This is a genomic window from Niastella sp. sgz303648 (assembly GCF_059587045.1).
On the sequence record NZ_JCAPSW010000020.1, the window covers coordinates 108,875 to 124,150 of the forward strand.

Annotated in this window: 14 protein-coding genes; 6 read left to right on the forward strand and 8 right to left on the reverse strand. The window is 42.2% G+C overall.

Going from position 1 to position 15,276, the window contains the following annotated elements:
* Positions 1-90: 90 nt before the first annotated feature.
* The 4 genes from AC59IL_RS34390 to AC59IL_RS34405 all read right to left on the reverse strand — a co-directional run bounded on the left by AC59IL_RS34390 (position 91) and on the right by AC59IL_RS34405 (position 3,048).
* Positions 91-741 (reverse strand): 4'-phosphopantetheinyl transferase family protein, encoded by a 651-nt coding sequence (locus tag AC59IL_RS34390; RefSeq protein ID WP_496556798.1) that lies wholly within the window; start codon positions 739-741, stop codon positions 91-93.
* A gap of 4 nt (positions 742-745) precedes the next feature.
* Positions 746-1,207, reverse strand: a complete 462-nt coding sequence (locus AC59IL_RS34395) for an acyl-CoA thioesterase (protein WP_496556799.1) — start codon at positions 1,205-1,207, stop codon at positions 746-748.
* Positions 1,208-1,279: 72 nt separating this feature from the next.
* Entirely contained in the window at positions 1,280-1,945 is a 666-nt protein-coding gene (locus AC59IL_RS34400; protein WP_496556800.1) for an alpha/beta fold hydrolase, read from the reverse strand.
* A gap of 116 nt (positions 1,946-2,061) precedes the next feature.
* Positions 2,062-3,048 carry a serine hydrolase domain-containing protein gene (locus AC59IL_RS34405; protein ID WP_496556801.1) on the reverse strand — a complete coding sequence of 329 codons (987 nt, stop codon included), beginning with the start codon at positions 3,046-3,048 and terminating at the stop codon, positions 2,062-2,064.
* Between the two features lie 111 nt (positions 3,049-3,159).
* On the opposite strand from AC59IL_RS34405, the gene AC59IL_RS34410 reads away from it, so the two are divergent.
* The 4 genes from AC59IL_RS34410 to AC59IL_RS34425 all read left to right on the forward strand — a co-directional run bounded on the left by AC59IL_RS34410 (position 3,160) and on the right by AC59IL_RS34425 (position 7,050).
* On the forward strand, positions 3,160-3,720 hold the full coding sequence (locus AC59IL_RS34410; protein ID WP_496556802.1) for a GNAT family N-acetyltransferase: 561 nt from the start codon (positions 3,160-3,162) through the stop codon (positions 3,718-3,720).
* 233 nt (positions 3,721-3,953) lie between these two features.
* On the forward strand, positions 3,954-4,745 hold the full coding sequence (locus AC59IL_RS34415; protein WP_496556803.1) for a slipin family protein: 792 nt from the start codon (positions 3,954-3,956) through the stop codon (positions 4,743-4,745).
* A gap of 573 nt (positions 4,746-5,318) precedes the next feature.
* Positions 5,319-6,005: a hypothetical protein gene (locus AC59IL_RS34420; RefSeq protein WP_496556804.1), complete on the forward strand. Its 687-nt coding sequence runs from the start codon at positions 5,319-5,321 to the stop codon at positions 6,003-6,005.
* Positions 6,006-6,075: 70 nt separating this feature from the next.
* Entirely contained in the window at positions 6,076-7,050 is a 975-nt protein-coding gene (locus tag AC59IL_RS34425) for a WG repeat-containing protein (RefSeq protein WP_496556805.1), read from the forward strand.
* A 287-nt stretch (positions 7,051-7,337) separates the two neighbouring features.
* Here AC59IL_RS34425 and AC59IL_RS34430 read toward each other — a convergent pair whose 3' ends face one another.
* Both AC59IL_RS34430 and AC59IL_RS34435 read right to left on the reverse strand, forming a co-directional pair.
* Entirely contained in the window at positions 7,338-7,787 is a 450-nt protein-coding gene (locus AC59IL_RS34430) for an SRPBCC family protein (RefSeq protein WP_496556806.1), read from the reverse strand.
* Positions 7,788-7,848: 61 nt separating this feature from the next.
* Positions 7,849-8,688 (reverse strand): DUF6597 domain-containing transcriptional factor, encoded by an 840-nt coding sequence (locus AC59IL_RS34435; RefSeq protein WP_496556807.1) that lies wholly within the window; start codon positions 8,686-8,688, stop codon positions 7,849-7,851.
* A gap of 255 nt (positions 8,689-8,943) precedes the next feature.
* Here AC59IL_RS34435 and AC59IL_RS34440 point away from each other — a divergent pair, with 255 nt between their 5' ends.
* Complete coding sequence (locus AC59IL_RS34440; protein ID WP_496556808.1) at positions 8,944-10,476, forward strand: right-handed parallel beta-helix repeat-containing protein; 1,533 nt, start codon at positions 8,944-8,946, stop codon at positions 10,474-10,476.
* Between the two features lie 200 nt (positions 10,477-10,676).
* Positions 10,677-14,288 carry an Ig-like domain-containing protein gene (locus tag AC59IL_RS34445; protein WP_496556809.1) on the forward strand — a complete coding sequence of 1,204 codons (3,612 nt, stop codon included), beginning with the start codon at positions 10,677-10,679 and terminating at the stop codon, positions 14,286-14,288.
* 171 nt (positions 14,289-14,459) lie between these two features.
* On the opposite strand, the gene AC59IL_RS34450 is transcribed toward AC59IL_RS34445, so the two are convergent.
* Both AC59IL_RS34450 and AC59IL_RS34455 read right to left on the reverse strand, forming a co-directional pair.
* The gene (locus tag AC59IL_RS34450) at positions 14,460-14,960 is read right to left on the reverse strand and encodes a c-type cytochrome (RefSeq protein WP_496556810.1); all 501 of its coding nucleotides are present in this window, start codon (positions 14,958-14,960) and stop codon (positions 14,460-14,462) included.
* 36 nt (positions 14,961-14,996) lie between these two features.
* Entirely contained in the window at positions 14,997-15,272 is a 276-nt protein-coding gene (locus tag AC59IL_RS34455) for a c-type cytochrome (RefSeq protein WP_496556811.1), read from the reverse strand.
* Positions 15,273-15,276 lie beyond the last annotated feature (4 nt).

Below are 15,276 nucleotides of genomic sequence, written 5' to 3' on the forward strand. Positions count from 1 at the left end.
TGCCTTTTTTCACTTATAGCTTTCGGCAATTAATTTCAACGGCTGTTTTTATGATAAAGAATTTATTGAGCAGGTTTAATTTTGTGGCCCTTACAGATTATTTACGACAGTTATTTCCGGTATTACATCTTTTTGACAGGTAGCATAACAAACGATGTATGCTGAAATGGTATCTATATAATTCCAATAATACGTGTTGTGATCTGATGTAAAGCTGGCCGTGTTGTCGGAGTAATTGATATGAAGATTTTCAACGCCATCCGAAAAACCTGTTGATCTGGCTTTTAATATGGCTTCTTTAATAGTCCATAGCCGGAGCAAGGTGTTTTCGTTTTCATTTGAATGAATGATTGTTTGCCACTCTTCATTTGAAAAGAAATGTTTAAACCCGGTTGGATTAACAATCCTTATTTTTTCAATATCAATACCCACACCCGGCTTGTCAGATACAATCAGGGCAATTAAATTTTCAGAATGCGAAATATTGAAATCTCCGGGAAAGGAAGGAATAACGGGTTTTCCGTTTTCGCCAATTTCCATCTCATTCAATATAGTTTCCGTATGCCCTAAACCAATTAAAACTTTTTGGAGCAGCACTTTAGCGTAAGTTTTCTGAATTCGGGTGAGTGGGTTTTTCAGGCGTAAAATGTCATGTTGAAATGTATGCGGAAGGGTTTCCATATAAGCCTTCCAGTTAGCCATATAGTTTTCAGTAACAGGAAGGAAAAAGACCTTCAACATCGGTTTATATTAAATTTCCTGGTGAAGAAATTTCTCCTGTTTCCTCAAATGACCTTACTATCACGAAATATTCTTCAGGAAATGTTGTTGGTTGTTTGGTGTGAAAATCAAATGCAGCCATTAAAGTTTGAGCTGTAGCAACAATTTCTTTTTTATCTTTTTCTCTTCGTACAAACAGGTTATGTACATCAACACTACGCGTATTAAAATTCAATACCCGTGTGTAAATAGTTATATCATCTCCATATTCTATTGGTTTAATAAAATCAATGGAAATTCTCGAAACAACCGTATTAAAATTAAGTTTGGTTTTATCCTGGCTGAAAACATCATGGAAGTAGGCAATCCGGGCTTCTTCCAGATATGTTTGATATTTAGCATTATTTAAATGACCAACAACATCCAGATCAGAAAAACGCACTTTGACCGAAATAAAATGCTTGTAGTATTTTAATATTTTAGGCATATCAAATACAAAATTAGTGTTTACTTTAACCTATCCGGTCACGAATGAAATTGAAATCAAAAAATCCAACTATTACGAGTTTTGGATTGATTTATATGGGAGCAGTATTTCCTGAAGTATATTGTTGATTTCTGTTGCACGGTTTAATACAAGCATATGGCCTCCTTTAGGAATAACATGGGTAGGTTTTGCATATTTAACGGGAAATACCTCATCCCTGGTACCGTGAATATGACTCAGTGGTTTGGGTAATACCTCATTGGTCCAGGAAAGTACCGCGTTCATACCCCATTTGATGAATCGACTATTTCCATCCCTGATAACGTGCCGCATTAGCTTTTTATTAGTCCGGGATTTCATGAAAATATAATGTTTTAGCGTAGCGGTTATCTTAAACAAGCCAGCCGGAATATGGCGTTGTAAATTTATCTTCCTGGCAAACTTATAATAGGGGGGCAGTTGGCTGCTAACAGGAACACTACTTATAATGACGGTACAAACCGGAGGAAATTTTTTAGCAATCTCAACTGCCACAATTCCTCCAAGTGATAAACCGATTAGAATAAAGGGCTGATCCGTATAATACGGAGTAAACAGGCGAATAGCATATTCCTGCAGCGATTCTTTTTCGTGCGGAAGAATCCATTCAATATATTCGGGATCGATCCCCGGAGGCAATTCGATATAGGAGAATAATCTTTTATCTGCTCCGATTCCACTAATAAAAAAGGCTTTCATAGGCTACTTATAGGCATCATTTTAATGTAGCGAATATACAAAACAGCTATTACAGTTTCCTGTACTTAAAGGTCTGTCCGCTGCCAATGGCCGAAAAGCCGGAAACCTGCCCCTGCTCATTGCGTGTAAAAGCCAACTGCATATTGTATACTTTGAAATGGAAGAAATCCTTTTTTTCGGCAAAAATTTCCTGCGGGGGCCATATGTGACCATGTCAATTCCAGGTGATCGGCTGAAAGAACGATATCAGCCTTGAATTCCGGCTTGTCAATAAGCTCATATTGCCCGGTAAATGGCCGCAGGCTGTCTGCTCCAACAACAATTTCTTTTCGGGGGATATAGTAATTAGGATCGTGATTAAGGATGCGGTGAAGGCTTAAAGCATATTCATCGAAAGGCATCATTTCATTGCGGAGTATAATGATACAGCCATGATTCTGCGGGAATCTTTTGAGTTGCGCCTCAAACCCCCAGATGCCGCCATTATGCGCCATAAATTTTACGCCACCGCCGGATTCAATATACCAGCCATAACCATAATTGCCCTTGTACGGAGTAAAAGCCTCGTTCAAAGATGCCTGGCTGATGATCGAATTCGTGTACAGGGCAAGGTTCCAGCGATACAGATCCTCCGCCGTTGTATGATCTTCTAAATAATGTTCATCCGTGAAGTTATAGATACCCGATGTATGTGTTAACAGGTTCTTAATGGCTATCCTGTTCGCATAAGGGTATTGCGGGAAATATTTACTAAGTTTATCGTTTACGTTTAACCGCCCATGCTCCTGCAGCCACAGAATGACCGTAGCGGTGAATTGCTTCGTCACCGACCCAATCTGAAATACGGAATTGGTGTCGTGTGGAATTTTATGTTCAAAATCCCTCCAGCCGTAACTTTTGAAAAGTAAAATGCTGTCGTTCCGGGCTACAAGCACTACCCCGTTAAAAATGCCGGCATTGGTGGCGGCCTGCATCACCTCATCCAGCCGTTCACTATCTGTTGTGCATACGAGGAGATTGCGATTGTGGGTAAAAGTGACAAACAGAGTAATAATTTTTTCATGATCCGGAAGTAAGGTGTTTGAGAATTGCAGGATAAACATAGTATATCGTTTCCTGATTTATAAAGTTGGATAAGTATTTTAACTAAAGTTTGGTTTATTTCTGTTATGGTGCGAACAGCATCTATTACATTTGCTTATAAACTTTAGTCCTTGAGAAATGCAAACCTTCTGATAGAGACTGAAAGATTGCTAATCAGAGAAATACATCCCACAGACGAACAAGGTATGTTCGAGTTGGATTCGGACAGCGAGGTGCACAAATATCTCGGAAATAATCCTTTCACGGATATCAAACAGACCAGAGATCTCATTGTGTTCTTACAGCGCCAATACGCCGAGGTCGGCGTGTGCCGGTGGGCGATCATCAAAAAAGACGATGGAGCGTTTGTAGGTTGGACGGGATTCCGGCTTATAAAGGAAACAATCAATCAGCATTCCGATTATTATGATTTTGGCTACAGGCTTCTCAGGAAATACTGGGGGCAGGGCTATGCGACAGAGGCAGCCAGTGCTGCCCTGCAATATGGGTTGAAGACATTACAGCTCAAAGAGGTTTATGGGATGACACATCCCGACAACCTGGCCTCCCGGAGAGTGCTGGAAAAAATAGGGATGAGATATGCCGGTCTTTTCCCATTCGACTGCCCATCCCTGTCATCCTGGCGGGCAATAGGAGAGCCCACTACCTGGTTTGAAATACCCCACCGGTAAATTGCCGCCGTTGACAAGTAAAGGCGCTTAGCGTTTTTTCCACTTTCTTTTGTGATACAGTTTGCAAGGTACTCTGCGAAGATAGAATTTTGCAGGTCTAAGCCTGCGTATAGCTTATTCTCTGTTAATGAGATATTTTATTGACCAGGTTGTAATATTTTCAGTGTTGGCATACTAACTAATTATAATACTTTCCTGCAGACCAGGTAAATCGACATTTTAAAAATATAACAATGACACTTCCTATCCCTATTATTATTGGAGCAATTGTGCTTCTTTTTATTGTCCTTGGACTTTGTATTGCTAAAGAATATGAACGGGCAATTGTTTTTAGACTTGGTAGATTTCACGGAACAAAAGGTCCGGGATTGTTTTGGATTATTCCATTTATTGATAAAAAGAGAACAATCGACATTCGTACAAAGACCGTTGATTTAGAACAACAGGAAACAATTACAAAGGATAGCGTAACGATAAAAGTTAATGCCGTTCTATGGTTTAGAGTAACAGACCCTGAAAAAGCGATTATAAAAGTAGCAGACTTCTACAAAGCAGTTTATCAATTTTCTGTTACTGCATTGAGAAACATTATCGGTCAACATTCGCTTGACGAAGTTTTAAAAGAGCGGGAACAGATAAATGGAAGACTTCAAAAAATTGTAGATGCTGCGACTGAACCCTGGGGAATAAAAATAGAAATGGTAGAAATGAAAGACGTTGAAATTCCCGAAGCAATGCAAAGAGCCATGGCGAGAGAAGCTGAAGCGATAAGAGAAAAAAGAGCTAGAATTGTAAAAGCGGAAGCCGAGCTTGAAGCATCATTAAAATTAACACAGGGAGCGAAAGAAATGGAAGGAAGCCCTATTGCACTCGAATTACGAAGAATGCAAATGTTATCTGAAATTGGAATTGACAATAACACAACGACTATTGTATTATTGCCTTCTGAATTTACCGCAGCAGCCAAAAGTTTTTCAGAAATGGTAGCCACAAAAAAAATTGACAAAACCAGTAAAAGTGAGTAAACCCTGCAGATAACTTCCCAATAGTAACCAATCGGGATACCCAGGGCAATAAGCCCTGCGGATAATTGTACGAGCCAAAGACGTCCACCGGTCAGCAGCAAAGGCAAAAAAACAAATATCAATAACGGGGTACGATAATTACCTGATCTCATGCGTGCTGTTCGTTGATATACACTAAATTTTTCTTTGCAGTTTCAATGACTACTTTACTTGAACCTGTTAATGTTTTTTCCAGATCAGGTGTAAACGATTAGTAATTTCCTTTTACTTCTTTTATTAGTGCTTTAACGTAATGGGAAATTATATTTATTTTTCAAATTACAAAGATAGAGTTGATAAGTGTGCGGATTTGGGCGATAAGTGTGTTGTTTTTGGCAGTAAGTGTGCGACTGACATATGTAATACTGCCTCGTCATTACTCATTTTCCCAGCAGGGCAACTAACCGCTCTTTTGTTAAGTATCTAAAAAAGAATAAATTGCATTATTGGTTTGCTGTTAGGAATAGAGCATAATAGCGGAACTATAATGATGGCTGCTATTGTACAGGGACACTCTAAAGAATTGGAACGACTATGCTAATTACAGATCCTTCACTACCACCAGGCAAGAGACTTTTAGAAGTACTGAATAAATTTTTTATTGAAAATAATTATCTATTTAAGAAGACGTTTTTCGAACGAACTTACAGTAACCGTATTGAAAAAGTATATCCTTCATTTTTAAAATGGGGACACCTTGTAAGTGGTAGAATTTATTGGAATAGCAGTTTTTTTGAACTTGAAAAAATATTGAAGCAAATGAATGGGAGTAAGCAGCGAATTTTAAATTCAACTATTGGACAAGATTTGCTTAACTATTCAGAATGTAAAAAGAATAATGGTAAAGACAGTTTTGACCTTTATGATCAGGCAACTCATCAGTATGACAATTTTTCGATTAATAAAGCTGCGGAAGATATGATAGAAAGCTATCAAACTTTTATAAATCCTTTCTTCAATAGATTTACTGACCTGAAAAAGCTTGAAAAGGAATTGAACTCACTCCCAATAAAAAGGACTGAGTTTATGAGTGTGGAAAAGCATTTCACCTCCGGTTTAATTCTTGCAAACAAATATAGCAGAGATGCTTTTGAAGAAATCTATAAATCGTATGAAACATATTTAGATAATTCAAAGTATACCGACAAAGAGAATTACAAAATCAAACTGAACTCGACACTTGACTTCCTGGAGGGAAATGAATTTGATTTACCTGATTAGGTCAGGAGGGGTTTCGTGCCCCGACCATCGCAAATCTGCCAACCATTGTTTGCGCTACTATCGATACATTATGAAAGTTATAACGCCAGTTTTTATTTTTCTATTCCTGACAATCCAAAGTGCATTTTGTGATGACAGTACCCATTGTTTATTCCCTGTTAAGCGTGATCAGAAATGGGGCTTCATTGACAATAACCAAATTCTGAAAATCCCTTATCAGTTCGATAGTGTAGGATATTTTTCTGAGAACTTAGCTTTAGCTGAAGTAAATGGACTATGGGGCTATATAAACGAACGAGGCACATTTACTATTAAACCTCAATTCAAATACGCTGAACCTTTTTCTTGCGGACTTGCAAAGGTTAACCCAACAGAAAAAGCATATCCAACTGTTTTTATTGACAAATCAGGAAATATTGCATTCAAATCAAAAATTCGAGAAGTCTATTCTTTTCGTTTTGGAAGAGCTTTGGCAAGGATTAATAAATGTATTTGTTTTTTAAATACTAAAGGCGAAACAATAATCAAAACTTCGTATCCCTGTGGTGATCAATTCTATGATGGCATTGCATTACTGTGGACGGGCAATACTGCTGAATATATTGACACATTAGGTAAAAGAATTGCATTTTTCAACGAAATGGGACACGATCGTTTTAGTGAAGGTTTGGCAAGCGTTTTGGGCAATGGAAAAACCTTTTACATTGATAAATTTGGCAACAAAGTAAAAATCGTGAGTAGGTCTTTCTATATAAACAAATTGGGACAGCCTGTAATTACAAATACTATCGATAGCCTGGTTTATTTTCCTTTTTGTAATGGAATGGCAGAAGTATGTATTCCCGGTTCAGGTCACAAATCAGGCTTTATTGACACAACAGGAAAGATAATTGTTCCTGTTATTTACGATCAGGTGTACGATTTCTTTGGAGAATACACAACAGTTTATAAGGAAGGAAAAGGAAAGATAATCAACAAAAAGGGCGAAATCGTAGCGGACATATCAGAATATGAAAAGTATTTTCCAAAATATACTTGTTATTAGATTACAATCCGGCCCGACAAAAGGATGAGAGAAAGGTTTGAAGCGGCGATAATGCTCAATATTTATTATTGTAAAGAACCCTGGGCTGAATTAGCAGATCGGGGAATGTTCTTAAACGGACGTTACAATGCTGAAATACCTATAGAAACTAAGAACATAAGTAATTGCAAAATATACGGACTTCCGGAAATATTAGAAATTTAGGTTATCCCGCTTTTGTGATTTTCAAAGCGCAGGGCCTCCTGCGAAAGACCCTGCGGAGACAAAGAAAGGAGAATCTTGTTTCTTTATTTAGTGGGCGCTCTAAAAACACCTTTCCCTGTAGTAAAATAGGAAAATAAACTTGTTTTGATCCAATGGGTCCAGCCTGGTTCACAGTCCTTGTAGCACTCAACGTCGGGCGTAAGGCCTTCGTGTGTGAAGTTCAGCTCTGTTATGCCGTTATTTTCAGTGAGGTCAAAAATTAATTTGGTGTTAGCCCATTCTTTTTTATCCGAATACCAGGGCATGTTGCAATCTGTAACTAACCAAACAACTCTTTTACCGGGGATCAATTCTGCTACCGTAAAGTTGAAGAAAGAATCTCCACCCATCTTTACGACAAATTTATCATTTTGTTTTTCGGAGCTTCCTGTAAATGTTATTCCCCACCATTCCGGCACATTGCTGATCTTTTTGATCGCCTCACCTGCGCTGATTTTTGCAGAGATACTGCTGTTAAAATTGTTCTTTTCCATTTTGTTTATTTTTAAACAAAGGTAGAGCCATAGTATCCTTAAGTATTGTACGAATCGGAACTCAACTCGTATAATGTTTGGTGGCGAGTTCATTTATGCTGTTTTGAAGGTCGGTAGGGGTGAAGCCGGTGAACCTTTTAAATGCCCTGAGGAAATGGGATTGGTCGTAGTAGTAATGGTAAAAATGGTTAATATGTTCTTTTAAGCTTTGCAATTTGGCACCGGTTGAATACACCTGGTAAAATTGTTTGAACCGGACTATTTCGGAAAGGTTTTTGGGGCCTGTACCCAAATGTTCGATAAATTTTCTATGAAGCCATCGCGAGCTGTAGCCCGTTTCTTTTTCAAGCTGTGCCACGCTAATCAGACCTTTGGAGTCAGCTATACGATTGATACAATAATCATATATTGAGTCCGGAGCGGATTTTTCCAACTGTTTGATCAGAAAGTTTTGCAGGAGTTGTAATTTCAGATCTAAAGCTTTTGCCCCGGCAAGTTGCGACTGAAGTTCCTGCGCACTGTTGCCGATCAGATCTGCCATCCCGACTATTTGATTTTTGACCTCAGGGTACGATAAATGAAATAAACGATACGCTCCGAGCGGGTTGAATTCAATAACTATCGTGTTTGTCTGCGCGTCTTCCTTCGGATCAAGATTCACAGGCGAATCGACGAGGCCTGTAAATGTGAGCTCATTCTCTTTTTGGGTGAAGGTTTTATCTCCCACACGGGCTACGAGCCCGTTACTACAGGTAAAGGCTAATTTGAAATTTGCATTTGGGACGATCAGTTTTTTATCCAGGTCGGGAAGACGACCGCTGCTTTCGAACACCCACATTTTCGCAATGTAAGGTCTTAACAACGGATGTGGTGTAACCGGACTGAATCGGAACGTTGTCATTTGCTTTGCAAAGTATTAATGCTCCTTTAAAGATAAGATTAAGCGATGGGTTTCTCAATTTTATTGTCTTCCATTACCGGCGTAAAAAGATTTTTTAAACAATCGATTGCAGCCTTTCAAACTGCCTGCTGGTTTGCTTTATACCGTCATAAAATACTCATGATTCAGAAAAATTGCACTGGCACCTATGCGTTGGAAGCAAAAAACGGCACTATTTTTTCTGTATGGTCCCTTTTATAATCAAACCTTATGTTAATGCGCAACATTTTATTGCTATCCGTTCTGTTTTTTTGCTTTTCCTGTAAAAAAGAGGGTTCTGTAAATTCTGAGGATTCCAAAGGTACTCCTGCCAGTGTGTCCGCTGTTCAGGTTTATTATGTTGATGGAGCGCTGGGCAACGACCAAAATGACGGTCTGACCCTTGCCACAGCCTGGAAAACAATCCAGAAATCCTTTAGTACAGCCGTGGCCGGGAGTACGGTAATGATCAAAGGCGGCACTTACTATGAACAACTGACGGTAAAAGTTAGCGGTACTGCGGGAAACCCTGTTACATTTACGAATTACAATAATGAACAGGTGATCATAGACGGGTCAAAAAATTCAGGCACTACCATTCTTACCATCGCCGACAAAAGCTTTCTCATTTTCAACAATCTCACTGTTCAACATATTACAAAAAACAACGCAGTGGGCATTCTGGTTACGGCCAGTAAAACCGGTGGGGCAAGTAATTTAACCTTCCATAATGTGGTGTTCAAAACTATTAACTGGACCAGTAGTGCGTCTACTACACCGAATTCAAATCAAAATGCACAACCATTCATTGCATACGGATATGGGGCCGCTCAGGCAAATGCTATTACGAATCTGGTCCTTGATAGTTGTGAATTCAGCAATAATATTACCGGCTTCAGCGAATCATTGTCTTTAGATGGCAATATCGACGGATTTACAATTACCAACAACAAAGTACACGACAATTCGAACATTGGAATTGCAGCGATAGGGAATTATGGAACAAGTTCCAATTCTTCATTAGACCAGTCCCGGAATGGTTTAATCAGGGGAAATATCTGCTACAATAACAAGGCTGGTTATGCTACAAGTGGCGGCATTTATGTTGATGGGGGAAGGGATATTAAAATTGACCGGAATATAACCTATCAAAATGGTTATGGAATTGAAGTAGGCAATGAAGAGAATGGCACGGCCAGTAATATCACGGTCACTAATAACGTGATCTACCTGAACGAGGTTACGGGAATTGCCATTGGCGGATATGACTCGGGTACATCCGGACAGGTGACTAATAGTATCATCAGGAATAACACCTTTTTTAAGAACAATACCAACAATGATGGGTCCGGGGAAATATATATGACAAAGGCCTCCAATTGTACCATCGGTAATAATGTTTTTTACACCAATAGTCAGAATACGCTGTTCTCATTGGAGAATATTTCTCCGCAAACGGGAAATACCTTTGACTACAATGACTGGTTTACAGCGGGTGGAAACGCTTCCGATATCACGGTCAACTGGCGTAACAGTAGTTATGGATCTTTCGCTGACTATAAAACCAAAACGGGGCAGGAAGCGCATTCTTTCTTCAAGGATCCGCTTTTAGCCTCCCTTACGACACCAGACCTGCATGTTAAAGCAGGAAGTCCCGGTTTAAAAGCCGGCAATCCTGCCTGGATCACTGATGCCACAGAAAAAGATCTCGATGGCAAGCCCAGGGTAGTTAATGGAGCGGTTGACATGGGAGCCTATGAGCAACAATAATATTTCGAATTGAGAAAATGAATAAGGGTCTCTGGGTATTCCAGGGACCTTTTTTGTTTTGTGTGACAACCGGACAAATGTTATATCGAAAAAAAACATGTGACTTACATATCAATTACTTATACAATTGCGTTAATGGGCATAAGTATTTAAGGCGCTGATCAATAACCGTTTTTAAAATTAAGACCCAACCGAATTCTATGTTTGCATTTCGTACCCCGCCCGTAATGTACCTTCTTTTATTCCTGCTATCGACCAACTGCTGTTTTGCTACCATTCGCTACGTTAATATTAACAATCCCACACCCGGCGCCGGCACCAGTTGGGCAACAGCTTATAATGATCTGAATCTGGCCCTGGCGGTAATGAATTACGGAGATGAAATATGGGTGGCGCAGGGTATCTACAAACCAACTACTACCACTAACAGGGCGGCCACTTTTACGTTAACATTCGGATATAGTGTTTATGGTGGATTTAATGGTACAGAAACAGCACGTACCCAGCGAAACCCCAAAACAAATATTACCATCCTTAGCGGCGACATTGGCGTATCCGGCGATGCCAGCGATAATTCGTACCATGTGGTTACCTGCTGGACATTTCAGGGCGGCAGATTTCTCGATGGGTTTACCATTCGCGATGGCAATGCCAATGCCGGCTATCCCGGCAGCACTACACCGCAACCCAATAATTCGGGCGGAGGGGTGCTGGTACTGGCCGGTGCGGGCGAGGTTACCTATGGAGATGTGGAAAATTGTGTGATCACTTCCAATTTTGCCGTATATGGCGGTGGATTTTGTGCATATGGAAATGGGGCCAGCGCTCAGTCTTTTTATACTATAGCTACAACCCAATTCGACAACAATACAGCCGTTATGGGCGGTGCAATTGCTTCACTAACGATGAATGGCGACTGGGGAATGGCCACTATTCAAAACTGTATTTTTACCAACAACAACAGTGTGGCCGCACAGGGTTCGGTAATGGCATGTTTGTTAGATAATCCCTATACCGACATGATAACCACAATGAATAACTGTACCCTTTACAATAATACGGCTCCCGTAGTTTATAATCAGCAAACCGGTTCCTTTAAAAGCAAAGTTTGGTTGACCAATGTTATTGTGTGGAAATCCGGAGCACCTTATCCGGGCCCCTTAATGGTGGGTCCAAATTCTTCTTTCGACCATTGCGATCTGGACCTCGTAACGCCGATCAGTAGCAATCTTGATGTTGATCCGCAATTTGTCAATGCGGCCGGTAATGATTTTCATGTGGTACATTGCAGCCCGGTTGTTGACCAGGGATATTCTGTTTTTGGCTTAACCACCGATTTTGATGGCAATGTACGCCCCCAGGGAAATGGGATGGATATCGGCGCTTATGAATCGGCGCTGCCTCTTTATCCGGGCGTAGCCAATGCTACCTTTTGCCAATATGCTACTGCCAGCCCTTTAACCGCTACACCCACTGCAGGAAATACATTGCTCTGGTATACTACAGCTACGGGTGGCACCGGTTCTGCCACAGCGCCAACACCATCTACAAGCAGTTCGGGAGCGCAATATTATTACGTGAGCCAGGTTGACCCCAGTGGTTGCGAAGGGCCGCGTGTTAACATCCTGGCCATCATTAAAGCGGGGGCTACTATGCCAACCGCATCCGGCGCAACTTATTGTTTGAATGATGTTGCAGCTGCTTTAACCGCTACCGGAAGCAACCTGCTTTGGTATACTGCGGCTACCGGCGGTACAGGCAATTCAACAGCCCCGGTGCCTTCCACTGTATCAGCGGGTACTACCACCTGGTATGTAACGCAAACGCCGGCGGGTAGTTGCGAAAGTGCGCGAAGGCCTGTAACAGTTACTGTTGGCAACGCATCTGCCGCACCAACTGCCGTTTCACCCAATTATTGCCAGAATGCTATCGCCACTGCACTAACAGCTACCGGCAGCAATCTGCTTTGGTATACTGCAGCTACCGGTGGAACAGGCAGTTCATCAGCTCCGGTACCATCAACCGCCTCGGCAGGCACTACCACCTGGTATGTAACACAAACGCCTGCGGGCAGTTGCGAAAGTAACCGTACAGCCGTAACTGTTACTATTGGCAGCGCATCTGCTGCACCAACAGCTGCATCACCCAATTATTGCCAGAATGCTACCGCCACTGCACTAACAGCTACCGGCAGCAACCTGCTTTGGTATACTGCAGCTACCGGCGGCACAGGCAGTTCAACGGCCCCGGTTCCATCAACCGCCTCAGCTGGTACTACTACCTGGTATGTAACACAAACGCCGGCGGGCAGTTGCGAAAGTGCGCGAAAGCTCGTTACCGTCACTGTTGGCAGCCCATCTGCTGCACCAACAGCTGCATCGCCCGGTTATTGCCAGAATGCTACCGCCACTGCATTAACAGCCACCGGAACCAATCTGCTTTGGTATACTGTGGCATCCGGCGGTACAGGCAGTTCATCAGCTCCGGTACCATCAACCGCCTCAGCTGGTACTACCACCTGGTATGTGACGCAAACACCGGCGGGCAGTTGTGAAAGTGCGCGTACGCCCGTAACAGTTACCATCAATAATCAACCCACTGCTCCTGCGACAGCGCCTGTATATTATTGCGAATTTGCTAATGCTGTTCCTCTCACCGCTACGGGTTCAAACCTTCTTTGGTATACAACCGCTATCGGTGGCAGCGGTACGGCTACTGCGCCAACCCCTTCAACCACTGCTGCCGGAATTATCACATATTATGTTAGTCAAACGAGTGGTTGTGAAAGCCCCCGTACGGCTATTGCGGTAACAGTAGGCAGTCAACCCGTTGCGCCGACAGCTGCATCGCCCACTTATTGTCAGAACGATGCGGCCGTTGTTTTAACAGCCACAGGAACCAATTTGCTTTGGTATACCACAGCTACCGGCGGAACCGGCGCCGCTGTTGCGCCAACACCTGTTACAGCTACCGCAGGAACCTTTACTTATTATGTGAGCCAAACGAGTGGTTGCGAAAGTGCCCGTACTATTGTTACGGTAACCGTTAATCCCAACCCGGCGGCCAACTTCGAATGGTCGCCCGCATGCGCCGGAGAGGCATCAACAATCAGCGCCATGAGCATGACGGCTGTGCCTGACAACTATGCCTGGGATTTCGGCAACACAGTGTCGGTAAACGGCGCCGGCGCCGGTCCATACCAGGTGGTATGGAGCACCGGTGGCGATCATGCCGTTACGCTAACTGCTATTACAGGGGCCTGCCAAAACCAGGCAACACATAACGTAACGGTTTACGCGCTTCCGCAGGTTAGTATAAGCCCTGTAACCGGACCTCTTTGTGCAGGCGGCTCTGTTATGCTGAATGCTACCGGCGCTTCTGTATACCAGTGGAGCCCCGCAACCGGACTTTCCGATGCGGCCATCAGCAATCCTGTTGCAATGTTGAAAAGCGATGTGCTCTATACCGTTACAGGCACCGATAACAATGGCTGTACTGATACAGCGCAAATTTCACTGAAGCCGGCTGTAACCTGCCTGGGCTATATTATACCCGATGCCTTTTCACCTAACGGCGATGGACATAACGACTTATTCCGTGTTATTACTGCCGATGCGCCGAAGTCTTTCCGCATGATGATCTTCAACCGTTACGGCGGTAAAGTATTTGAAAGCAGGGACATTCAAACCGGTTGGAACGGTACCATGGGCGGCAGTCAGGCCATGACAGGCGTCTATGTGTATACCATTGTAATTAAAACATCGGCAGGCACAACGATCGAAAAGAAAGGAACGGTGCTGTTGATCAGGTAATATTACATTTTCATACAAACTTCGCAGATCAGAACACTTTTACCCATTTGTAATAAAAGAACTTTGGGTTAAAGAAGTCTTCGTTTAAAAAACAAGTTTATGAAAATCGTACTTCCCGGATCCCCGGGCAATATCAGCAAACCGCGTATATAAGTTATAATTGAAGCAACTTTATTTTTTACCGTCGTTACTGCGCATGAACTCCAAAACCTCCCGGGCCTGTTCATCCGTGAGGTCCTGGTTAGGCATTCGAATTAAACATATTACCAGATCGGTCTGTGCAGCCTGATCTTTATCGAGCATCATTTTTGTATTGGTGATCCAGTTCATGATCCATTCGGGCCGCCTCCTGTCTGTAACGCCTGACCATCCGGGCCCCACCAGCATCTCTTTCGTTAGTTTATGGCAGGCAAAACATTTCGACTCGTAAATAATCCTTCCCCTGTTAACCATCTTTTCATCTAATGGATGTGTCATTTGTATATTTCTAAAGCGGCCTATTCCTTTGGAGTTTATGCCTGCCATCATGAGCACAGTATCTTTATTTGGCATTATACGCCCGGTATCGGACGCAGATGAACTTTTACCCGAAATCGTTTTTGGCTTCGACCGGCACTGTACTGCCGGCATGCCGATAACAACTGCCAGTATGATCAAAACTGAAAGTTTCATGTCAGGTAGTTTATTGTTGGATATAGAGAATAGTAATTATTGATTTAAAAATGAAATAATCTTGTCTCTTTCCTTGTCGGTAAGCTGTGCCCTTGATTGCATGTGCATGCCAATCGTTATCCATTGCTCGTGGGAAAATGTATTCGCAGATGGTGTGTTATGGCATCTCTGGCAATTTTCAGCCCAAAGCTGTGCTCCTGTTTTTTCAGCAACTTTCCGGCTTTCCACGCAGCTATCTATAAGAACAACCAGCAAAATGCTCAACCCTGCTACCACGACCCAGGTAATTTTTTTTATTTTATATATTTTCATATGC

What these genes read in the sequence shown, in the direction of transcription:
- AC59IL_RS34390 (WP_496556798.1), bottom strand. Translation starts at nt 741, where the DNA reads ATGTTGAAGGTCTTTTTCCTTCCTGTTACTGAAAACTATATGGCTAAC.
- AC59IL_RS34395 (WP_496556799.1), bottom strand. Translation starts at nt 1,207, where the DNA reads ATGCCTAAAATATTAAAATACTACAAGCATTTTATTTCGGTCAAAGTG.
- AC59IL_RS34400 (WP_496556800.1), bottom strand. Translation starts at nt 1,945, where the DNA reads ATGAAAGCCTTTTTTATTAGTGGAATCGGAGCAGATAAAAGATTATTC.
- AC59IL_RS34405 (WP_496556801.1), bottom strand. Translation starts at nt 3,048, where the DNA reads ATGTTTATCCTGCAATTCTCAAACACCTTACTTCCGGATCATGAAAAA.
- AC59IL_RS34415 (WP_496556803.1), top strand. Translation starts at nt 3,954, where the DNA reads ATGACACTTCCTATCCCTATTATTATTGGAGCAATTGTGCTTCTTTTT.
- AC59IL_RS34420 (WP_496556804.1), top strand. Translation starts at nt 5,319, where the DNA reads ATGCTAATTACAGATCCTTCACTACCACCAGGCAAGAGACTTTTAGAA.
- AC59IL_RS34425 (WP_496556805.1), top strand. Translation starts at nt 6,076, where the DNA reads ATGAAAGTTATAACGCCAGTTTTTATTTTTCTATTCCTGACAATCCAA.
- AC59IL_RS34430 (WP_496556806.1), bottom strand. Translation starts at nt 7,787, where the DNA reads ATGGAAAAGAACAATTTTAACAGCAGTATCTCTGCAAAAATCAGCGCA.
- AC59IL_RS34435 (WP_496556807.1), bottom strand. Translation starts at nt 8,688, where the DNA reads ATGACAACGTTCCGATTCAGTCCGGTTACACCACATCCGTTGTTAAGA.
- AC59IL_RS34440 (WP_496556808.1), top strand. Translation starts at nt 8,944, where the DNA reads ATGCGCAACATTTTATTGCTATCCGTTCTGTTTTTTTGCTTTTCCTGT.
- AC59IL_RS34445 (WP_496556809.1), top strand. Translation starts at nt 10,677, where the DNA reads ATGTTTGCATTTCGTACCCCGCCCGTAATGTACCTTCTTTTATTCCTG.
- AC59IL_RS34450 (WP_496556810.1), bottom strand. Translation starts at nt 14,960, where the DNA reads ATGAAACTTTCAGTTTTGATCATACTGGCAGTTGTTATCGGCATGCCG.
- AC59IL_RS34455 (WP_496556811.1), bottom strand. Translation starts at nt 15,272, where the DNA reads ATGAAAATATATAAAATAAAAAAAATTACCTGGGTCGTGGTAGCAGGG.